This is a genomic window from Nitratireductor sp. GCM10026969 (assembly GCF_042660605.1).
Taxonomy (GTDB): domain Bacteria; phylum Pseudomonadota; class Alphaproteobacteria; order Rhizobiales; family Rhizobiaceae; genus Chelativorans.
In genome coordinates this window covers 41,651-62,996 of the sequence record NZ_JBHSUM010000010.1, presented here as the reverse complement: position 1 = coordinate 62,996, position 21,346 = coordinate 41,651, and the positions used below count along the sequence as shown (strand labels likewise).

Below are 21,346 nucleotides of genomic sequence, written 5' to 3'. Positions count from 1 at the left end.
ACGGAGATGGTGGAGGATTAAAACCCTGACGGGCCATCGCGGCAAAACCGCAGCTTGACGGGCGGAATTCCCGACGGGTGGCACGTGGGATTCGCCGGCAGCCCGGACTGTTTCACCGCTTCCACGGGACGGTAAAAGCGGTTCAGGCACCTGATCTTGCGAAGCAAGTGCCTGCATTTCCGGAATTGTGTTGAAGGGAGACGTGCTGTCGCGGGCTCAGCCGAGGGCGCCGTCGCGTAGGCGGACGAAATAGTCGTCGCCGCCGATCTGTCCGCCCTTGAGCGCCAGTTCCAGCGTGGAGCCGTCGTCGCGATACGCGGTGCAAAGGGGTGAGCCGGGGCTGTCGGGGATGGGGTGGCGTAGTGTCAGGGCGAAGACGTCGAGCTCGGCAAGCGCGTGGCTCGACGTGTCGCCGCCGGCGATCACCACGCGCGGCAGGCTGTAGCGATCGGTCAGGGTTCGCAGCAGCCGGCCGAGCGCACGCCCGACGCGGTCGTGTGATGAAGCGATGTCGCGGGCGACACTGTCGGGGCCGCGCGCAGTATAAAGAAGCGGGCTACGGCCGGATTCCAGAGCCGCGCAGGCCTGATCTCTGGCCTCCGCCAGAGCCGTCTCGGCCCCCTGGCCGGAGGCAAGCGCCTGGAAGTCCACTGGAACGTCCGCAAAGCCGTTGACGCAGGCAATATCGATTTGGCGCGCCGTCGTCGGCGAACAGCTGCCGGAGACGACTGCGATACGGTCGAACTTTTCGAGCGGCGGCGAGGCTTGCGCCGCCAGCGTCTGCCCCGCCTTCCGCCAGGCATGCAACAGCGCATATTCCACGCCCGACGAGCCGACCACGAAGGAGCCGAGATGTTCGCGTTCGCTGTGGAGGAGCAGGCCTGTCCTCTGCTGCGAGGGCGTGTCGTAAACGTCCAGGAGCACGCAGCGGGTTTCCCCGTCGCGCAACCGCCGTAGCGCTTCGATCGCCTGCTCGGTGCTCTCGATCTGCGGGCCGAGCAGCGCCGTCGTCAGTTCGGTCTGCTGGCCGAGGTGGCGCAGGAGGTCGGCTTCCCCCATGGGGGTCGCCGGATGGTCGCGCATGACGGGGTGCCGGTCGAGCCGGTAGACGCCGTCACGATAGCCGACGAAGAGATTGCCGAAAAAGCTGTAGCGGCGCAGCTGCGGGGCGCCGACCACCAGCGCGGTCATCTGCTGGTCGAAGACGGTAAGGCCGATTTCCATCGCGCGACCGACGGAACCCCGCCGTGGCGCGCTGTCGAAAGTCGAGCAGACCTTGTAATGGCAATGATCGGCGCCGAGTCCCTTCAGCCAGCCGAAGATCGCCGGCAGATGCGTGTCCATCCATTCCGGCGTTTGGCTGCGGCTCGTGCCGGCGATGCCGACGGCGCGGCAATCGGCGAACCGGACGGTGCGTGCCGCGTCCGGGATGCCCGTGTAGAGGACCGTCGGCACGCCGTTCGACGACAGCGCCTCCATGACATCCGTGGAACCGGTGAAATCGTCCCCGTAGTAGGACAGGAGCGGCCGATCGGTCATCGTGTCCTGGCTCCGAACAGGTCCAGTGCCTGGCGGAGTTCCTCGTGCTCCGCCGCATGGTCGTCCAGCGCGATGCCGTTCATTGCGGCCTCGGCCGCCTGGCGAAGGCTCTCGACGCCGCCGCGCACACCACCCGGATGCCCCATGATGCCGCCGCCCGCGCAGTAGATGAAGTCGGCGTTGCCAAGCGCAGCATGGGTTTCGGGCATCTGCACAGCCGTCTGGCCGGAAGAGAATACGGGCATGGCGGTGTAATGGGCATCCCCAAAGAGCGGTTCGCCGGTGGCGCGCGCCGAATCGATCACTGATGCGTCGCTCTCGGTGAACTTGTTGGCGATCCCGTTGACATGCAGGTGATCGGCGCCGGCCAGCCGCCAGAACTTCTGCCAGGCGCGGAAGCCGATCCCGATATGCGGCGAGCGGGAATAGAGGCCCCAGCCATTGCGGTGGCAGTGCAGGGGCAATTCGCAATGCGCGCGTATAGCCGCCAGCCCGGCGAGCCCGACGGAGAGAAGGCTGACCATCACGCAGGTGCCGCCGGCATCGCGGACGATATCAGCATTGCGTTTCATTTCATCAACTTCACCGGTGATATTGAACGCATACATCACCTTCTTGCCGGTGCGTTCGGCATGGTCGTTGAGTGCGCGCATCACGTGGCGCACGCGTTCGGCGAGAGGGCAGTGCGGACCGTTGCCCTGTAGTTCGTCGTCCTTGATGAAATCGATACCGCCTTCGGCCAGTTCCTTGGCGAGCGCGGCCGTCTCCTCCGGCGACAGTCCGACGCTCGGCTTGATGATCGTACCGATCATCGGCCGCTGCTCCACCCCGGCCAGCCGACGCGTGCCGGCAACGCCGAAGGCGGGACCCGGATAGGCGCGGGCGAAGGCCGGGGGAAAGGTGATGTCGGTGAGGCGCAGGGCTGAGACCTCCGCCAACTCGAAGAGATTGCCGGCGACGGTTGCCAGCGTGTTGGTAAGCGAGGCTCCCATGTTCTCGAGCGGCCAGGAGAGCACCATCTCTCCGCGGTGAAAGCGTGCCCCCGCATGGCGGCAGGGCAGTCCCGGCGCCGACAGGACCGTGCGTTCGACGATCTCCTCGATGCGGGCGCCGGAACGCGCGCGCAAGCTGTCGGTCTCGCCGGGCAGCTTGAGGAAGGTTCCCGAGGATTGCTCGCCGGCAATGACCGTCGCCGCGCGCTCCAGCCCCAGCGGGCTCTCCAGTTCATAGCGGGCGAAAAGCCGTTCTTCGACCATGGGGCTCCTCTCTCAAGCTGGTTGTTGATTTCGCAATATCATCTCATCATACCAGTTGACAAGGTGATGATCTTGCCTAGGATCGGCGGCGAAGAAGGGGAGAGTTCATGAAGATCGCGCTTGTCGGGGCTGGTGGAAAAATGGGTGTGCGCCTGTCGCGCAACCTCAAGGGGTCGCGCTACTCGGTGGCGCATGTCGAGGTCAGCGAGGCGGGACGTCGGCGCCTGAAGGATGAAGTCGGCGCGGACTGTCTGGCACTGGAAGAGGCGCTTGATGGCGCGCGCGCCGTCATTCTGGCCGTGCCCGATACGGCGATCCGGAAGGTTGCGGAAGGGCTGATCGACAAGGTAGCCCCGGGGACGATGCTGATCGCGCTCGATGCTGCCGCACCTTTCGCCGGTCATCTTCCCGAGCGCGAGGATGTCACCTTTTTCGTCACGCATCCCTGCCACCCGCCCATTTTCAACGATGAGACGGAGATGGCAGCCAGGCAAGACCATTTCGGCGGCATTGCGGCCAAGCAGGCCATCGTCAGCGCCCTTATGCAGGGGCCGGAGGAGGATTTTGCGGTCGGAGAGGAGATCGCAAAAACGATCTTCAAGCCCATCCTTCGCTCCCACCGGGTAACGGTCGAGCAGATGGCGCTGCTCGAACCCGGCCTGTCGGAGACCGTCTGCGCCACGCTTCTGGTGGTGATGAAGGAGGCCATGGACGAGGTCGTTCGGCGCGGCGTCGAACCCACGGCCGCGCGCGATTTCCTGCTCGGCCATCTCAACGTTCTGGGTGCCGTCGTCATGGGCGAGGTGGACGGCGTTTTCTCGGACGCCTGCAACAAGGCGATCGCCAACGGCAAACCGCGGCTGATGCGCGACGACTGGCTCGGCGTATTCGAGCCGGAGGAGATCGCCGAAAGCATCCGCCGCATCACCTGACGGCAGCCCGCCTGTCCGGCCGGTGGAGCGGCATTCGAAAATTGATTGGAAGTCGAACAAGGGAGGAACTTATGGATTTCAAACGCAGAACCCTGCTTGCGGGCGCGGCCGTCGCCGTGTCTCTGGCCTATTCCGGCAGTGCCTGGGCGGCCGACCTGATGGCCATCATCACGCCGTCTCACGACAACCCCTTCTTCAAGGCGGAGGCGGTTGCCGCGGAAAAGAAGGCGCAGGAACTCGGCTACGACACACTTGTGCTCGTCCATGACGACGACCCGAACAAGCAGAGCGAGATGTTCGATACGGCGATCGCCCGCGGGGCAAAGGCGATCATTCTCGACAATGCCGGGGCGGACGCGACGGTGGCGCCAGTGCGCCGTGCCAAGGAAGCCGGAATTCCTTCCTTCCTGATCGACCGGGAGATCAAGGAAACGGGCATCGCCGTCTCGCAGATCGTTTCCAACAACTATCAGGGCGCACAGCTCGGTGCGGAGGAGTTCGTCCGGCTGATGGGCGAGGAAGGCAAGTATGCCGAGCTGTTGGGGCGTGAGGCCGATACGAATGCCGGCATCCGCTCCGCCGGCTACCATGATGTCATCGACCAGTATCCGGACATGGAGATGGTGGCGCAGCAGTCCGCCAACTGGAGCCAGACGGAAGCCTACGAGAAGATGGAGACCATCCTCCAGGCCAATCCGGACATCAAGGGCGTCATTTCCGGCAACGACACCATGGCCATGGGTGCCTGGGCGGCGCTCAAGGCGGCGGGACGCGAGGACGTCATCCTCGTCGGTTTCGACGGTAGCAACGACGTGCGCGACTCGATCCTCGAGGGCGGTATCAAGGCGACCGTTCTCCAGCCGGCCTACCGGCAGGCGGAACTGGCGGTCGAGCAGGCGGACCAGTATCTCAAGACGGGTTCGACCGGCCAGGACGAGAAGCAACTGATGGATTGCATTCTGATCACCTCGGAGAACGCCGGTCAGCTCGACAACTTCCGTCTGCAGTAGCCGCCAAGGGGTTATCCCGGCCTCTCCGGTCCGCGGACCTCAGCGAACGAGGACCCGCGACCGGGGAGGCGCGGACAACTCCGTTTCACGTTCACGTCGAGGAGGCGACCGTATGGTTCGCACTGCGTTCCCGACGCTTTGCCTGATTGTCGCCGTCGGCGGGCTCGTCGGCTGCAAGCTGGTGAAGAACACGGATGATCCCGCCGGCGAAGGGGGCATGGTCTCCAGCGCGCCGGACGGCAACATGACAAAGATGGTGGAGGAGATCTGGCAGCCCCGGGTTCTGCCCTATCTCCAGGAAAACGCGACCGACTTCGCCACCCTCGGTCCCGCCATCGAGGCCGACCTGGATGCGGCCGGCGAGGCCCATGGCTACAGGCCGACGAGCGAAGGCACCCCGTGGAACTTCGCGACCCTCGTCACGGGCACCGTCATTGCCGCCGAAACCGACACGCGCGCCGCCACGGCCGATGTCGACGTCGACGGTGACGGCACGGCCGATGCCGTCCTGCAGCTCGGCCCCGTCATTCGCGGCACGGCGCTGCGCGACGTGCTGGCCTTTGTCGATTTCTCCTCCTTCACCGACCAGATCGAGTTCGCCCAGCTCTCGAGGGCGTTGAACACGAAGGCCTACGAGACGGCGCTCGAAAGCCTTTCTCGCGAGGGTCTGGTTGGGCGGAAAGTCGAGGCATTGGGTGCGTTCACCGTTCGCGGCAAGGGCGGCGCCGTGCTGGTGACGCCGGTCGAAATCGCGTTGGACGAACAATGAGCGAAGAACACCAGATCGGTCTTTCCGTGCGCGGTGCCAGAAAGGTCTATCCCGGCACGCTGGCGCTCGACGACGTCGACTTCGACGTGCGGCTGGGGGCCGTCAACGTGCTGGTGGGCGAGAACGGGGCCGGCAAGTCCACGTTGATGAAGATCATCGCCGGGGTGGAGCAGCTCACGGCGGGCGAAATCCGCATGAACGGCGAGCCGGTCACCTTCGCCGACACGCGCGCGGCGGCCCGCCACGGCATCGGCATCGTCTTCCAGGAACTCAATCTGTTCCCGAACATGACCGTCGCCGAGAACATCTTCATCGCGCGGGAGAAGACCCGCGGCCTGGTAGATATCCGGGCCGAGGATCAGCGCCGGGCCGCGGCCGCGCTGATGAAACGGCTCGAGCACGATATTCCGCCCGACGCGCTGGTCGGCGAATTGCGCATCGGCGAGCAGCAGATCGTGGAGATCGCCAAGGCGCTCGCCCAGGACGCGCGCATCCTGATCATGGACGAGCCGACCTCGGCTCTGAGTGCCTCGGAGGTCGAGATCCTGTTCCGCGTGATCACTGACCTCAAGAAGCGCGGCGTCGGCATCGTCTACATCTCGCACCGGCTGGAAGAGCTGATCCGCATCGGCGACTACATCACGGTGCTGCGCGACGGCCGGATTACCGGTGCGCGCAGCATGAACGGGGTCGACGTCGACTGGATCGTGCGCAGCATGATCGGCGCTTCCTCGAAGGACTACGCACGGGTGGAGGACCATGCGTTCGGCCCCGAGCTTTTCCGGGCGGAAGATATCTGCCTGCCGCGCAAGAGCGGCGGCTACGCCGTCGATCACGTTTCGCTGTCCTTGAGGGGCGGGGAGATCGTCGGCATCTACGGTCTGATGGGGGCAGGGCGCTCGGAACTCTTCGAGTGCATCATGGCGCAGCATCGGCATGCGACCGGCAGGTTCTACGTCGAAGGAAAGCTCCTTGACGAACCGGACGTCGCCGGGCGCATCGCGCGCGGGCTCGCCTTGATCCCCGAGGACCGCAAGGCCGAGGGGCTGGTACAGATCCTGTCCATCCGCGAAAACATGTCGCTGTCCAGCCTGGGTGCCTTTGCGCGCGGCTTCCATCTCAGCCTCAAGCGCGAGCGTGAGGGAGTTCTGTCGTTCGTGCGCGATCTGGCCATCAAGATCGCCAGTCCGGAAAACCCGGTCAGTTCCCTTTCGGGCGGCAATCAGCAGAAGGTGGTGATCGGCAAGGCGCTGATGACGCGGCCGAAGATCCTGCTTATGGACGAGCCGAGCCGCGGCATCGACGTCGGTGCAAAGGCCGAGGTCTTTCGCATGATGCGGCGGCTGGCGGCGGAAGGGCTCGGCATTCTTTTCGTCACATCGGACCTGGAAGAAGTGATGGCTCTGTCCGACCGCATCATCGTGATGTCGAACGGCCGCATCACTGGAGAATTCGATCCCGCGCAGGCGGACGAAGCGCAGATCGTCGCCGCGTCCGCCGTCGGCCACGCGCCCGCGGGCCATGAGGAGGAAAGCCGAACATGACGACCAATGCCGCAGCGCTGAGCGCTCCGGGCCAGTCCCAGCCGTTGATCCTGCTGCTGTTGAAGCTCAGAACCTTCATCGCGCTGATCGCCGTCTTCACCTTCTTCGCCTTTGCCGCGCCGAACTTCCTCAGCACGGCGAACATGGTCATCATGTCCAAGCATGTGGCGTTGAACGCCTTTCTGGCGATCGGAATGACCTTTGTCATCATCACCGGCGGCATCGATCTGTCGGTGGGCTCGATTGTCGGGCTTTGCGGCATGGTGGCCGGCTGGCTGATCCTCAACGGCATCGACCTCGGCATCGGCTATACGCTCTATTTCAACCTCTTCGAGATCATCCTCATCACGCTGCTCGTCGGCACCCTGTTCGGGGCGATCAACGGACTGCTGGTGACGAAGCTCAACGTCGCCCCGTTCATCGCCACGCTTGGAACGCTCTATGTCGCGCGCGGTCTGGCACTCCTGTCCTCGGACGGCGAAACCTTCCCCAATCTGACCGGCAATCCGGAATACGGCTCGACGGGCTTTTATCTCATAGGCTCGGGCTCGTTTCTGGGCGTGCCGGTCTCCATCTGGATTCTTATCGCAGTGGGATGCGGCGCCGCCTATCTCGCCGGCCGCACGCCGCTCGGCCGGTACATCTATGCCGTCGGCGGCAATGAACGGGCGGCGGCATTGTCGGGCGTGAAGGTGAACCGGGTCAAGCTGTTCGTCTACATGTTTTCGGGGTTCTGCGCCGCGATTGTGGGTCTTATCATTTCCTCGCAGCTCGTCGCGGCGCACCCGGCCACCGGCGAGACCTTCGAGCTGAACGCCATCGCGGCGGCCGTTCTGGGCGGCACGTCCATGTCCGGCGGGCGCGGGCGCATCGGCGGCACCATCATCGGGGCGTTCGTCATCGGGATCCTGTCGGACGGGCTGGTCATGATGGGCGTGAGCTCGTTCTGGCAGACGGTCATCAAGGGCCTGGTGATCATCGCCGCGGTCGTGGTTGACCAGGCACAGCAGCGGCTGCAGGCCCGCGTCGCTCTGCAGCAGCAGGCGGCGCTAGGGCGATAAGGGAGGTTACATGAGAAAAGGTGCATTGATCGGTTGCGGGTTCTTTGCACAGAACCATCTGCACGCCTGGCGTGACGTCGATGGTGCTGAAATCGTCGCCCTTTGCGATCGTGACCGGACGCGGCTTGAGGAGACGGCGCGCCGTTTCGGGATCGAGCGGGTCTATACCGACGCAGACGCCATGCTCGCGGCCGAGGATCTGGATTTCGTCGACATCGCCACCACGGTGGAGACGCACCGGCCCCTGGTCGAACTGTCGGCTTCCAGGGGCCGCCACATCGTCTGCCAGAAACCGTTCGCCGCCAACCTCGACGATGCGCGCAGCATGGTGAGCGCCGCCGAAAGGGCCGGCGTCATGCTCATGGTGCACGAGAATTTTCGCTGGCAATCGGCCCTCCGCGCGGCAAGGACGGAGATCGACAAGGGCGCCATCGGCACCCCCTTCTGGGGGCGCGTCAGCTTCCGTTCCGCCTACGACGTCTACAAGGCGCAGCCCTATCTGGCGACGGACGAACGCTTCATCATCCAGGACCTCGGCATCCATATCCTTGATGTTGCACGCTTCCTCTTCGGCGATGTGGCCACGATCTGCGCCAGTACGCGGCGGGTGAACCCGAGGATCCGCGCCGAGGACGTGGCGACGATGATGCTGGTGCACCGGGGCGGCGTCACCAGCGTTGTCGACTGCAGCTATGCGAGCGAACTGCCGCGGGAGAACTTTCCCGAAACGCTTCTCGAGATCGACGGAAGCGAGGGCACGCTGCGCCTGTCTGCCGGCTACCGCATGGTCGTGCACAACGGCGGAGGAACAGTGGACAAGGACGTGTCGCCCCCCGTCCTGGCCTGGGCGGAGCGTCCCTGGCACGGCATCCAGGAAAGCGTCTTCAACATAGAGCGCCACTTCATCGAATGCCTCGAATCCGGCCGGGCGCCGGAAACCTCCGGCCGCGATAATCTCGAAACACTGGCCCTCGTCGAAGCGGCCTACCGCTCCGCCGCGGAAGGCAGCCGGTCGATCGCGATGGCGGAGTTTGCGTGATGGCTCCGGAAGCGGAAGAAGCGCTCAGGCTGTATGGCACGGCAGTACCGCCGACACCCTGCAGGATATTGCGCGCCGGGCCGCTCGAAGCGCGCCTCGAGGGCGGCAATTTGCGCTATCTCCGCTATGACGGCCACGAGGTGCTGCGCGCCGCCTCCTATGTCGTGCGGGACCGGGACTGGGGCACGCTCCAGCCCGAAATCGACATCACCACGGTCGAGGAGAACGAGGACGGTTTCCGCGCCACCTATCGCGGCATCTGCGTGAATGGCGGTGCACGGCTCGCCTACAGTGCAGAGATCCGCGGCACGGCCGACGGCCGGCTGCGTTTTTCCGTCGATGCGGTGCCGGAGGGCGACTTCGAGACCAACCGGTGCGGCTTCAACGTGCTGCACCCGATTACGGGTCTTGCCGGCGCTCCCATCACGGTGGAGCATTGCGACGGGTCGGTGGAAAACACCGTCTTTCCAGAGCTGATCGATCCGTGGCAGCTCTTCAAGTCGATCCGCGCCATCACCCACGAGCCAGCGCCCCATCTTAAGGCGACGTGCCGCATGGAGGGGGACGTGTTCGAGATGGAGGACCAGCGCAACTGGTCCGACGCCTCCTACAAGACCTATGTGCGGCCGCTGGAGCTGCCTTGGCCATATACGCTGCACTCGGGCGTGAAGAACAGCCAGAGCGTCGAGGTCGTCGTCGCGGCCAAGCGGGACACGCCGGCGCCCGTCCACCGTTCGCCGCGCGACGCGCCCGTGCGCATAGACCTCGGCGGCACGTCGCACCGGCGCTTCCCCGACGTCGGACTCGTGATCGCGCCGGAGGAGGTGAGGGACGCGCTCTCCCGTCTCGAGCAGCTCCGTGCGGTCGGACCGCAGGCGATCCTCTGCCATTTCGATCCGACCGCAAGCCACGGACCCGAGGCGCTGGCGGACTTCGCCGCTTTGCAACAGGCTTATCCGGCGCGCTACGAGCTGGAATACGTGGCGGTCTGCGCGGGCGATCTGGACGCTGAGATGCAGACGCTGGCGCGGCAGGTGCGCGAGGTGCGGCTGGCATTCTCATCCATTGCCGTGTGCCCGGCAGTCGATCGCCAGTCGACGCCGCCGGGCAGCGCCTGGCCGGACTGTCCGCCCCTGGAGGCGGTCTACGCGGCGGCGCGGAAGGCCTTTCCAGGCCTCCCGCTCGGCGGCGGGATGTTCAGCTATTTCACGGAGCTGAACCGCAAGCGGCCACCCGTAGACATGCTCGATTTCGTCACCCACGCCACCAACCCGATCGTCCATGCCGCCGACGACGAAAGCGTGATGGAGACACTTGAGACGCTGCCGCACATCACGCGCTCGGTCCGAGCGATCATCGGCGCCGGCAAGCGCTATCGCCTCGGTCCTTCCACCATTGCCATGCGGCAGAACCCTTACGGCAGCCGCACCTTTGCGAACCCGAACGCCGAGAGACTCTGTATGGCCGACGACGACCCGCGCCAGCGCGGCCTGTTCGCCGCCGCCTGGACGGTCGGCTATGCGGCAGCCATCGCACCGGCGGGGATCGAGCGCTGGGTGCCGGCCGGTTTTACCGGACCCCGAGGGCTGATCGACCGGCGGTCGGGCGCACTTCTTCCGGTTGGGCAGGCGGTTGCCGATCTTGCCCGTTGCGCCGGGGCGCCGCTGATCGATTGTCGCACCGCGAGTGGGCGGGTCGCGGCCATCGCCGCCAAGGCGGAGACGGGTCCGGCCGTTGTCGTGGCCAATCTGACGCCGCAACCGACCACAGTGGACTTTGGCCCCACGCACGAACTTGCGGCCTTTGAAACGCGTGTTTTCCGTTAGCGAGGGTGTCGGAGTCCGCGTAAATTCGATAGGTGGAGGTTCGAAGCGCTTTGTTTGAATGAAACCGACAGGCTGACGAAACAGGATGCCGGGTGAATCGACGCGAAGCATGAGCTCGATGGATAGATGGAACGGCTTGAACGCCGAAGATAGCAAGATCGTACGGCGCAAGCTGTCGGACCAGGTTCTGGAGCGGCTGCGCGAGATGATCGTGCGCGGCGAGCTGGGGCCCGGTGATCTCATGCCGTCGGAGCGTGAGCTCATGGAGCGTTTCGGCGTTGGCCGTCCCGCCGTCCGGGAGGCCATGCAGTCCATGCATACGCTGGGGCTGATCACGATTTCGCATGGCGAGCGGGCGCGCGTCAGCGAGCTTTCGGCCGACATGATGTTCCGGCAGATGGATATGGTGGCACGCATGCTCCTGTCGGCATCGCCCGACAATCTGGAACATCTGAAGGAGGCGCGCCGCCTGTTCGAGCTCGGCATGATCCGCATCGCCACGGAACGGGCGCAACCGGCCGACATCGAAGACCTGAAGCGGCTGGTTAAGGAGCAGAGGTCCAGGCTCGGCGACGCGGCGGCCTTCATAAAGGCCGACATGGCCTTCCATCGCAGGATCGCCAGCCTGTCCGACAACCCCATCTTCGCGGCGATCAGCGACGCCATGTTGAACTGGCTTTTCAACTATCACACGGACCTTCTCTTCTGGTCCGGTCAGGAGAACGTGACGCTGAGCGAGCACGAGGAGATCGTCGCCTGCATTGAAGAGGGGGACCCCGAGCAGGCGGCCGCGGCGATGCGCTCGCATCTCGACCGCTCCGCCGACCTCTACAGATATCACGACTGACACGATTCAAGTGGCGCGTCGCGGCGACCGAGCCTCGTCCTGGCAGAAGACCGTGGGCTTGCGCCGTCAGTCAAGCATATTCATCAGGATATGGAAGGCGGCGTCGATGTCGGCGCGGATGGCGGCCTGTACGGCCTCGGCGTCGCGATTGGCGAGCGCGGCAAACATCGCCTGGTGGTGCTCGTTGGCCGTCGAATAGTTTCCCGAATCGTCGAGCATGTTGAAATAGGGGCTGATCTGCAGCCACAGATTCTCGATGATCTTCAGGATGTTTTCCGAGCCGGCCGCGCGGTAGATGGCGAAATGGAAGGTGTAGTTGGCGCGCAGATAGGCCTTCACGTCGCCTGCCGCGTTGGCGCTTTCGAGGGCGTCCAGATGCTGGCGCAAGACGGCAAGGCCATCAGCGTCGATACGTTCGGCCGCCCAGCCTGCGGCGATGGGTTCGATGGCGCTGCGCACGTTCCTGAGATCGGTCAGGCGGGCGCGGCTGAGCGCCGGGATGCCGATGGAGCGGCCTGAAACGACCGTCAGCGCATTGGCGGCGGTGAGCCGTCTCAGCGCCTCGCGCACCGGCATCGGGCTTACGCCGAAGGCATCGGCCAGGCTCTGAATGGTGACGGTCTCGCCCGGAACGATGCTGCCGTCGAGAATCAGTTCCGTGATGTAGCGGTGGACCCGGTCCTGCAGGGTCTCCCGGGACAGGGGCGTGATCTCCACGCCCGCCTTCTTGAACACCACTCCAGCCCCTCTTCGTGTCTGCCTTCCGGCCGGTCGCCGCCTTTCCGATGCAGGCTTTCGCCGTGCGCAGTCAAGGTTTTCCCACTTCCTCTGATCAAGTTTTCCATCATTGATCTTTGATCAAAAGATGCTACGGTCAGAAACCGCGAATGGCAAGGCCCGTTCAAAGGCCGAAGGGAGGCCGTTCGCAGGATCAAATCAGGGAGGACACGACATGGATTTCGCATCGATCGCCAGACGACTCGCTCTGCTGGCGGGGACGGCGGCTGCGGCCCTCGGCGTCGCCGGAGCCCAGGCCCAGGAGGAAAAGCACAAGATTTTCCTCAGCATGAGCTACATCGGCAATGATTGGCAGGCTGAAGCCGCCAACATGATCAAGGCCATGGCCGCGCATCCGGATTATGCCGACAGGGTGGACCTCCAGGTGCAGGTGGCCGGCCCCAACGCGCAGCGTCAGATCCAGCAGATCAATGCCATGGTGCAGGCCGGCGCCGACGCCATCCTCGTCTTTCCCATTTCCCCAACGGCCCTCAACCAGGTGGTCAAGAACGCCTGCGACAAGGGCGTGAAGGTCTTCGCCTATGACGGCGAGATCACCGAGCCTTGCGCCTACAACATCACGATCGACCAGGAGGAAGCCGGCCGCGTGACCGCAAACTGGCTGGTGGACGAGCTCGGCGGCGAGGGCAATATCATTGCCGTGACCGGGGTGCCCGGCACCTCCGTCGACGAGCAGCGTACCAGGGCGGCAAAGGAGGTGTTCGCCGAGCATCCCAATATCAACATCGTCGGCGAGGCCGTCGGTATGTGGAGCCAGGCCGTCGCCCGCACGGAACTGTCAAAGATCCTTTCCACCCGCAACTGGGACGAAATCGACGGATTGTGGATGCAGGTCGGCTGCTTCACCGCCAACGCCATGCAGCTCGAGGCGGGCAGGGCGCCCGAGGACCTGCTGCCGTGCGCCGGCGAAGGCTCCAATGGCGGTCGCATCCAGATGCTGCCGCCCGACACCGAGGTGGAAGGTGCCTCGATGCCCTATGCGCCGCTGGGCGCGCCGCGCATCTCCTATGCCTCTCCGCCTTATTCCGGTGCGCTCGCCCTGAAGCTCGCGGTCGCCGCCCTCGAGGGAGAGGACGTGCCGAAGCGCACGACGCTGCCGCTGCCCGTCGTCACCAACGAGACCATTGAGCTCTGTGAGGAAGGAAGCTGGAAGGAGATGAAGGAGGGCTGCAACGCCTTCAAGCCGGCGCTCGTCTCGAACCCGGGCTGGTTCGCCTCGATCTTCTCGGAAAAAACACCGGAGATCGGCCTCAACGCCGCTCTGGTCGGCCAGCCCGAGGAATAATCGCCGCAGGGATGGACGACCATCCCGTGCCTGGGATGGGACGGGTGCGCATGCGCCCGTCCCGGAAAAGCGGACAGGACGAATGAGCGAGGCGAAACGGGTGGCGGTCGACGTCGCCGATATCCACAAGGCCTTCGGCGCCACGAAAGCCGTCGACGGTGTCTCCTTCGAGATCGCCGAAGGCAGTGTTCATGCGCTGCTCGGGGAAAACGGAGCCGGCAAATCGACAGTCGTCAAGCTGCTCTCCGGGCTTCTGCGGCCTGACCGGGGGCGCATCGAGATCTGCGGCAAGAAGGTGGCGTTGAACAGCCCGCGGGTGGCCCATCGCCACGGCGTCCAGACCGCGTTCCAGGAAATGACCCTGGTGCCGGATCTCAGCGTGCTGGACAACATGCTGATGCCCTATGCGCCGATGGGCGCGACCGGCCTGATCCGCCGCGCGGCGGCACGGCGGGACGTTCGCCGCCATTTCGAGGAGCTGGGCCTTGCGGTCGATCTCGACACGCGCGCCGATACGCTGGATCTCGCGGTCCAGCAGAAGATCGAGATCGCGCGGGCGATTTACCGCAAGCCGCGCATCCTGCTCCTGGACGAGCCGACCTCCACGCTCGCCGGCAGCGACGTGGACTGGTTGGCTGATATCATTGCACGGTTGAAGGCGGACGGTACGACGATCGTCTTCATCACTCATCGCATGCGCGAGGTCCGCGCCTTCTGCGATACGCTGACCATCCTGCGCAACGGCCGGCACATTGTCACGAGCCCGGTCGATGCGATCACAGACGCGCAGGTGATCGAGAATATCATCGGCCGCAGCATGGCGCAGACCTTTCCCGCCCGACCCGACACGCAAAAGACGGGCGAGGCCGTGCTCGGCGTGCGGCAGCTCAAGGCCGGCGCCAAGCTCCGCGACGTCAGCTTCGACCTTCACCGCGGCGAAATCCTCGGCGTCGCCGGCCTGCAGGGGATGGGACAGCTCGACCTCTTCCTGGCCTGCTACGGTATGGAGCGGGTGGACGGCGGCGAGATCCTGGTGGACGGGCGAAAGGTCTCCTTCGCCTCGCCGGCCGATGCCATCCGGCCCAACATCGCCATCGGCCTGGTGCCGGAGGACCGCAAGACCGAGGGCCTGTTTCTCAAATTGAATGGCAGGACCAACGCGTCCCTTCCGGTGATCGACCGCTTCACCAGCCGCGGCTTCATCCGCAAGGATGCGGAAACCCAGGCCGTCCGGTCCGCCTTTTCGACCGTCGAGGTGGACGAGCGGGCGCTGTGGACACCGGCCGGGGCGTTTTCCGGCGGCAACCAGCAGAAGATCGCAATTGCCAAATGGCTGGTGGCCGAGAGCCGCATCCTGCTCCTCTTCGATCCCACCCGCGGTATCGACGTCGGCACCAAACACGAGCTTTACCAGATGATGCGCAACTATGTGGAGGCGGGTGGCTCGATCCTCCTGCACTCGACCGAGATCCCGGAACTTGTCCACCTTAGTGACCGGGTGCTGGTGCTTTACGACGGGCGTGTGGCCGCCGAGCTCTCCGCAGGGGATTTGTCGGAAGGCGCGATCATGCGCCCCGCCCTGGGTCATGACGCCGTGGCCAGGGAGGCGGCCGAATGAGCAGCGCCACAATTCCTTCGCCCGGCGGAAGGGCGACCATTGCCCGGTTGGGCGCGGACAATAGGGGGGTGCTGATTGCATTCTTCGTCTTCCTGGCGCTTTTGGGCCTCGTCAATTTCGTCAGCAGCGGACCGCTCACCTATTTCGACATTTCCTTCCTGTCGAGCGGCGGCGCCACGCTGGCGCTGGCCTCGGTCGGCCAGACCCTCGTGATCCTGTCCGGCGGCTTCGATCTGTCGGCAGGCGCGGTGATCTCGCTGGTCAATGTCGTGCTCGCCCAGAGCATGGACCCGATGACGACCGGCCCGAGCGTCGTTCTGTGGACGCTTGCAGGCATCGGAATCGGCATGCTGACCGGCGCCTTCAACGGCTTCTTCGTCGCCGTTCTGCGGCTCCAGCCCATCGTCGTCACGCTGTCGACCATGTTCATCCTCCAGGGTATCACGCTGCTCGTCATGGACAAGCCCGGCGGCTTCGTCTCGCCCGACCTCGGCGCCTTCTATCTGGGCGATGCGATCCCCGGTTTTCTGCCCATGCCGGTGGCGCTGATCCTGGCCGTCATCGTCGCCTGGCTGTGGCTGAAGAACACGCGTTTCGGCCCCGCGCTCTATGCGGTCGGCAGCGATCCTGACGCAGCCGCGGCGGCCGGCGTGCGCGTCGTCTTCGTGCGCTTCATGGTCTATGTGATCGCCGGTGGCTGCTACGGCCTGGCCGGTGTCTTCATCAGCGCCCAGACGGGCAGCGGCGATCCCCTGGTAGGCAATTCGCTGCTCCTGTCGATGTTCGCGGCGGTGGTCGTCGGCGGCACACGGCTCGGCGGCGGCAAGGGCGGGCCGGTGGGTACCGTGTTCGGCGCCTACATCCTAATGATGGTCGTCAACATCCTGCTCGTCCTCAACGTGTCGGCCTACTATTCGACCATCGCCGAGGGAACGATCCTCATTCTCGCCGTGCTCGCCGGCTCCGTCTCGCGCAGTTCCGAGCTGGCCAATCACCTGCGCACGTTTGGCGATTATGTCTCCGCACGCCGCCGGGGCACATTGCCCCGGCAACTCGACCGGACAGACCGGCGCCTGAAAACGTTTCTGGGTTCGCCGAAGACCGATCCCGCCGTGGGGCACGGCTTCTTCGAGCGCCACCGCGAGACGCTCCGTTTCGCATTGCCCGCCTATGTCTGCCTGGTGCTCGTCATCCTCGTCACGCAACTGTGGCTGGGCCGCACCGTCTTCAGCCCGACCTACTGGAACTCGCTCGCCGTCCTGTCGAGCTTCCTGGCGTTGCTGGCGCTCGGCCAGGGCACGGTGATCCTGACCGGCGGTCTCGACCTTTCCGTGCCCTGGGTCGTCGGCATCAGCGGCATCGTTCTGGCCGGCATGGTGAACGGCTCGGATGCCGCGCTCGTCTACGCCCTGCCGCTCGTATTGGCGATGGCGGCGCTGATCGGTTTCGCCAACGGTGTCGGTGTCGTCTTTCTGGGCATTTCGCCGATCGTGATGACGCTCGCCATGAACGGCATCCTGCAGGGTTTTGCGCTGCTTTACTCGCAAGGCACGCCTGCCGGTTTCGCCGCGCCCATGCTGCGCTGGTTCATGACCGGCAGGATCGGCCCGGTGACCCCGGTCGTCCCGTTCCTGTTTCTCTTCGTGGTCGGGGCCGTGCTGCTTCTCGGCAAGACAGCCTTCGGACGCCGTGTCTACGCCATCGGCAACGGGCTGCGGGCGGCAAGGCTGTCGGGCATCTCGGTCGATCGGACCCTGCTCCTGGTCTACACGCTTTCCGGCTTCTGCGCCGGGCTCGTGGGCGTGCTTCTGACGGGTTTTTCCGGCCAGGCGAGCCTCGGCATGGGCGACGACTACCTGCTGCCTTCGATCGCCGTCGTCGTGGTCGGCGGCGCGCTGATCACCGGCGGGCGCGGGCACTACCTCGGCATGCTCGGCGGCGTCCTTCTTCTGACGGCCCTGCAGATGCTGCTTGCCGGCACCAACCTGCCTTACGCGACGCGGGCGATCCTCTACGGTCTCGTGGTGTTGCTTGCCGTGGTGGCGCTGCGCGAGAAGCGGACATGAAAGTGAGGGATGAGGAATGACCAACAAGGCGCCGGTATCGGTTGAGGAATTTCTGCGTGGCCTTGCCGGCCAGCGTATTGTGATCACCGCCGGCGGAGCCGGCATCGGCTTCGCGATCGGCGAGACGCTCGCAAGGCTCGGCGCGCGGATCGCCATCTGTGACGTTTCCGAGACCGCGCTTGACGATGCCCGGAAGGCCTATGCGCCGGAAGTCGCTCTGCACGCCGACGTCACCGACGAATCGGGTGTCGACCGCCTGTTCGAGGCGGCTGCGTCCACCTTGGGCGGCCTGGATGCCCTGATCAACAATGCGGGCATCGCCGGTCCGACGGGCGGCGTGGACGAGATCGACCCTATGGAGTGGCGACGCTGCATCGACGTCTGCCTCACCGGCCAGTTCCTGTGCGCCCGCCGTGCGGTGCCCCTGCTGAAGGCGGCCGGTGGCGGGTCCATCATCAACATGTCGTCGGCGGCCGGCCGGCATGGATATGCCTACCGCACGCCCTATTCCTCGGCAAAGTTCGGCGTCGTCGGGTTCACCCAGAGCCTCGCCAAGGAACTCGGCCCGCTCGGCATCCGGGTCAACGCCATCCTGCCGGGCATCATCGAGGGGCCGCGCATCGAAAGCGTCATTTCCGCCCGCGCCGGCCAGCTCGGCATTTCGCAGGAGGAGATGACCCAGCGCTACCTCCAGAACATCTCGCTGCGCCGCATGACGAGCCCCTATGACGTGGCGACGATGGTCGCCTTCCTGCTGTCGGAGGCCGGCATCAATGTCTCCGGCCAGTCGCTCGCCGTCGACGGCAACGTGGAAACGCTTTGAGGAGGCGAGGGTAATGAAGACCGCCATCATCGGCAGCGGCTTTATCGGCAGGGCGTGGGCCATCAGCTTTGCCCGCGCCGGCCACGCGGTGCATCTGTGGGACCGGGATTCGGAAGCAGGGCGGCGGGCGTGCGGCTATATCGCCGGCGTGCTTTTCGACCTGCAGCACAACGACCTTTTGAACGGGCAGACGCCGGACATCGTCCTCGGGCGCATCGCCGTTGCCGACAACCTCGAGGATGCCGTGGCCGAGGCCGACCACGTGCAGGAGAACACGCCGGAGGTGCTCGACACCAAGATCGAGATCTTCAAGCGCCTAGACGCGGTCGTGGCGCCCTCGGCCGTCGTGGCCAGCTCCACCTCGGCACTGCTGCCTTCCGCCTTTACCGAGAGCCTGAAGCACCGCGCGCGCTGCCTCGTCGTCCACCCGATCAACCCTCCTTATCTCGTGCCCGCCGCGGAGGTCGTGCCGGCGCCGTGGACATCCGCCGAAACGGTCGAGCGCACCCGCGCATTCCTGGTTTCGGCCGGTCACGCCCCGCTGGTCATGAAGCGCGAGCTCGACGGCTTCATCATGAACCGTATGCAGGGTGCGCTTTTGGAAGAGGCCTTCCGGCTGGTGGCCGAAGGCTATGCGAGCGTGGAGGACGTGGACACCGGCATTCGCGAGGGGTTGGCGCTGCGCTGGTCCTTTATGGGACCCTTCGAGACCATAGACCTCAACGCGCCGGGCGGCGTGCGCGATTATGCCGAGCGCTACCAGAAAATCTATGAACGCATCTTCGCGCAGGTGCAACACCGGGTCGACTGGGCGGGCGCAGTCATGGACCGCGTGGAGGCCGAACGCCGCGCCCGGCTGCCCGCCGACGCCCTGCAGGATCGCCAGGTCTGGCGCGATCGCCGCCTGATGGCGCTCGCCGCCCACAAGAAGAAAGCTGCCGAGGAGTTCGAAGAATGAATGCTGAGACCAAGGCCGCACCGGCCGGCAAGGTCGTCATTACCTGTGCGATCACCGGTGCGATCCACACGCCCACCATGTCGCCATACCTGCCGATCACGCCGGACCAGATCGCCGAGGAAGCGATTGCCGCGGCTGAAGCCGGCGCGGCCATCCTCCACCTTCACGCCCGCGACCCCGAGACCGGCAGGCCGGACCAGACGCCGGAGGCCTTCGCCCGTTTTCTGCCGCGCATCAAGCAGAACACCAATGCCGCCATCAACATCACCACCGGCGGCAGCCCCTATATGAAGGTGGAGGAGCGGGTAAGGCCGGCAGAACGGTTCAAGCCGGAGGTCGCCTCGCTCAACATGGGCTCCATCAATTTCGGCCTCTACCACCTGATCGACAAGTACAAGGACTTCAAGTTCGATTGGGAAAAGCAGCACCTCGAGGCTACCCGCGACCTGGTTTTCCGCAACAGCTTCAAGGATATCGAGTACATCCTGGCGACCTGCTACGACAACGGCACGCGCTTCGAGTTCGAGTGCTACGATATCGCCCACCTCTACAATCTCGCCCATTTCGCCGATCGCGGCCTGGTGAAGCCGCCCTTCTTCGTGCAGTCCGTCTTCGGCCTGCTCGGCGGCATCGGCACGCATCCGGAGGACGTGGCGCATATGAAGCGCACGGCCGACCGGCTGTTCGGGAAAGATTTCCGCTGGTCCGTCCTCGGCGCCGGTGCCAGCCAGTTGCGCATCGCCGCGCAAGCCGCCGCCATGGGCGGCAACATCCGCGTCGGGCTGGAGGACAGCCTGTGGGCGGGCAAGGGCAGGCTCGCTAAATCCAACGCTGAGCAGGTCTTATTGGCACGCAAGATCATCGAAGGGCTCGGAATGGCCGTCGCGACGCCCGACGAGGCGCGCGAGGTCCTGGAACTGAAGGGTGGAGACAAGGTGGCGTTCTGACGCTTCATGAACGCTCGAGAGGAGGAAATGCAATGAAGATCGATGTTGTCGTGGACGTGAAGACGACGCTGGGCGAGGGGCCGTTGTGGGACGTGGAGCAGGAGCGGCTCTACTGGATCGACAGTTTCGACGGCCGCGTCTTCCGCTCCACCGCCGACGGCCGCGAGATCCGCGCCTGGGACGTGCCGATGAAGATCGGCTCGATGGCTCTGCGCAAGGACGGCGAGGGCGCGATCATCTCGCTTGCCCGCGGCTTTCACACGCTGGACTTCAAGACCGGCGCGGTGGAACTGATTCACGATCCCGAGCCGGATCTTTCCGCCAACCGCCTGAACGACGGCAAGGTGGACCGGCAAGGCCGGTTCTTCGCCGGCTCCATGGACACGATGGAGGAGGGCCCCTCCGGCGCGCTCTACCGGCTCGATCCCGATTTCACCGTGACCAGGATCGACAGCGGCATCATCTGTTCGAACGGCCCGTGCTGGAGCCCGGACGGAGACACCTTCTACTTCGCCGATACCTGGACGGGCGAGATCTGGGCCTACGATTACGATCAGCGGACAGGCAACGTCTCCAATCGCCGAACCTTCACCAAGGTCGACACCAGCAATGGCGGTGCAGCCGACGGCTCGACGGTGGATTCGGAAGGATGCCTGTGGAACGCGCTCGTCTATGACGGGAAAATCGTCCGCTACACGCCGGACGGTGCGGTCGAGCGTGTCATCGAGATGCCGGTGAAAAAGGTCACCAGCGTCATGTTCGGCGGGCCGAACCTCGACATCCTCTACGTCACCTCCATGGCCAAGCCGCCCCTGCCGCGCTTTCCCGGTGACGGCGTGCTGCGCGGCAGCCTGTTCGCCATCACCGGGCTGGGGATCCGGGGCGTGCCCGAGCCGCGCTTTGCCGGCTAATGCATTGCGGTACGGGGCGGCGCTTGCGTCCCGATCTTGAAGATGCGTGGCGTTCTTGAGGACGAGGCGTCTCAAGAGCTTCCCCGCCGACTTTGTCCGACTCGGCCATACCCGCTA

General features: G+C 65.1%; 18 protein-coding genes. 15 read left to right on the top strand and 3 right to left on the bottom strand.

Features of this window, described 5'->3' with window-relative positions:
- Window positions 1-216: 216 nt before the first annotated feature.
- Both ACFP9U_RS04540 and ACFP9U_RS04535 read right to left on the bottom strand, forming a co-directional pair.
- Window positions 217-1,539 (bottom strand): four-carbon acid sugar kinase family protein, encoded by a 1,323-nt coding sequence (locus ACFP9U_RS04540; RefSeq protein ID WP_378619366.1) that lies wholly within the window; start codon window positions 1,537-1,539, stop codon window positions 217-219.
- Window positions 1,536-2,795 (bottom strand): ribulose-bisphosphate carboxylase large subunit family protein, encoded by a 1,260-nt coding sequence (locus ACFP9U_RS04535; RefSeq protein WP_378619364.1) that lies wholly within the window; start codon window positions 2,793-2,795, stop codon window positions 1,536-1,538. The genes ACFP9U_RS04540 and ACFP9U_RS04535 overlap by 4 nt, the downstream gene beginning before the upstream one ends.
- Window positions 2,796-2,902: 107 nt before the next feature.
- Here ACFP9U_RS04535 and ACFP9U_RS04530 point away from each other — a divergent pair, with 107 nt between their 5' ends.
- The 8 genes from ACFP9U_RS04530 (at window position 2,903) to ACFP9U_RS04495 (ending at window position 11,823) form a co-directional block, all read left to right on the top strand.
- Entirely contained in the window at window positions 2,903-3,727 is an 825-nt protein-coding gene (locus ACFP9U_RS04530; protein ID WP_378619361.1) for a phosphogluconate dehydrogenase C-terminal domain-containing protein, read from the top strand.
- Between the two features lie 71 nt (window positions 3,728-3,798).
- Window positions 3,799-4,737, top strand: a complete 939-nt coding sequence (locus ACFP9U_RS04525; RefSeq protein WP_378619359.1) for a D-ribose ABC transporter substrate-binding protein — start codon at window positions 3,799-3,801, stop codon at window positions 4,735-4,737.
- Window positions 4,738-4,849: 112 nt separating this feature from the next.
- On the top strand, window positions 4,850-5,506 hold the full coding sequence (locus ACFP9U_RS04520; protein WP_378619357.1) for a DUF2291 family protein: 657 nt from the start codon (window positions 4,850-4,852) through the stop codon (window positions 5,504-5,506).
- Window positions 5,503-7,050: a sugar ABC transporter ATP-binding protein gene (locus ACFP9U_RS04515; protein WP_378619355.1), complete on the top strand. Its 1,548-nt coding sequence runs from the start codon at window positions 5,503-5,505 to the stop codon at window positions 7,048-7,050. The genes ACFP9U_RS04520 and ACFP9U_RS04515 overlap by 4 nt, the downstream gene beginning before the upstream one ends.
- On the top strand, window positions 7,047-8,111 hold the full coding sequence (locus ACFP9U_RS04510; protein WP_378619354.1) for an ABC transporter permease: 1,065 nt from the start codon (window positions 7,047-7,049) through the stop codon (window positions 8,109-8,111). The genes ACFP9U_RS04515 and ACFP9U_RS04510 overlap by 4 nt, the downstream gene beginning before the upstream one ends.
- Before the next feature lie 10 nt (window positions 8,112-8,121).
- Window positions 8,122-9,150, top strand: a complete 1,029-nt coding sequence (locus ACFP9U_RS04505) for a Gfo/Idh/MocA family protein (protein ID WP_378619352.1) — start codon at window positions 8,122-8,124, stop codon at window positions 9,148-9,150.
- Complete coding sequence (locus ACFP9U_RS04500; protein WP_378619350.1) at window positions 9,150-10,976, top strand: hypothetical protein; 1,827 nt, start codon at window positions 9,150-9,152, stop codon at window positions 10,974-10,976. Before ACFP9U_RS04505 ends, ACFP9U_RS04500 begins: the two co-directional genes overlap by 1 nt.
- Window positions 10,977-11,112: 136 nt before the next feature.
- The gene (locus tag ACFP9U_RS04495) at window positions 11,113-11,823 is read left to right on the top strand and encodes a transcriptional regulator NanR (RefSeq protein ID WP_378619349.1); all 711 of its coding nucleotides are present in this window, start codon (window positions 11,113-11,115) and stop codon (window positions 11,821-11,823) included.
- A 66-nt stretch (window positions 11,824-11,889) separates the two neighbouring features.
- On the opposite strand, the gene ACFP9U_RS04490 is transcribed toward ACFP9U_RS04495, so the two are convergent.
- Window positions 11,890-12,561, bottom strand: coding sequence for a GntR family transcriptional regulator (locus ACFP9U_RS04490; protein ID WP_378619347.1), 672 nt, complete (start codon window positions 12,559-12,561; stop codon window positions 11,890-11,892).
- Between the two features lie 214 nt (window positions 12,562-12,775).
- On the opposite strand from ACFP9U_RS04490, the gene ACFP9U_RS04485 reads away from it, so the two are divergent.
- From ACFP9U_RS04485 to ACFP9U_RS04455, 7 genes are all read left to right on the top strand, one after another.
- The gene (locus ACFP9U_RS04485; RefSeq protein WP_378619346.1) at window positions 12,776-13,906 is read left to right on the top strand and encodes a sugar ABC transporter substrate-binding protein; all 1,131 of its coding nucleotides are present in this window, start codon (window positions 12,776-12,778) and stop codon (window positions 13,904-13,906) included.
- An 82-nt stretch (window positions 13,907-13,988) separates the two neighbouring features.
- Entirely contained in the window at window positions 13,989-15,524 is a 1,536-nt protein-coding gene (locus ACFP9U_RS04480; protein ID WP_378619344.1) for a sugar ABC transporter ATP-binding protein, read from the top strand.
- Window positions 15,521-17,590, top strand: coding sequence for an ABC transporter permease (locus ACFP9U_RS04475; protein WP_378619342.1), 2,070 nt, complete (start codon window positions 15,521-15,523; stop codon window positions 17,588-17,590). The genes ACFP9U_RS04480 and ACFP9U_RS04475 overlap by 4 nt, the downstream gene beginning before the upstream one ends.
- Before the next feature lie 16 nt (window positions 17,591-17,606).
- Window positions 17,607-18,413: an SDR family oxidoreductase gene (locus tag ACFP9U_RS04470; protein WP_378619341.1), complete on the top strand. Its 807-nt coding sequence runs from the start codon at window positions 17,607-17,609 to the stop codon at window positions 18,411-18,413.
- Between the two features lie 13 nt (window positions 18,414-18,426).
- Complete coding sequence (locus ACFP9U_RS04465) at window positions 18,427-19,371, top strand: 3-hydroxyacyl-CoA dehydrogenase (RefSeq protein ID WP_378619339.1); 945 nt, start codon at window positions 18,427-18,429, stop codon at window positions 19,369-19,371.
- Window positions 19,368-20,318: a 3-keto-5-aminohexanoate cleavage protein gene (locus tag ACFP9U_RS04460; RefSeq protein ID WP_378619338.1), complete on the top strand. Its 951-nt coding sequence runs from the start codon at window positions 19,368-19,370 to the stop codon at window positions 20,316-20,318. The genes ACFP9U_RS04465 and ACFP9U_RS04460 overlap by 4 nt, the downstream gene beginning before the upstream one ends.
- Before the next feature lie 32 nt (window positions 20,319-20,350).
- Window positions 20,351-21,229, top strand: a complete 879-nt coding sequence (locus ACFP9U_RS04455; RefSeq protein WP_378619336.1) for an SMP-30/gluconolactonase/LRE family protein — start codon at window positions 20,351-20,353, stop codon at window positions 21,227-21,229.
- Window positions 21,230-21,346: the final 117 nt, after the last annotated feature.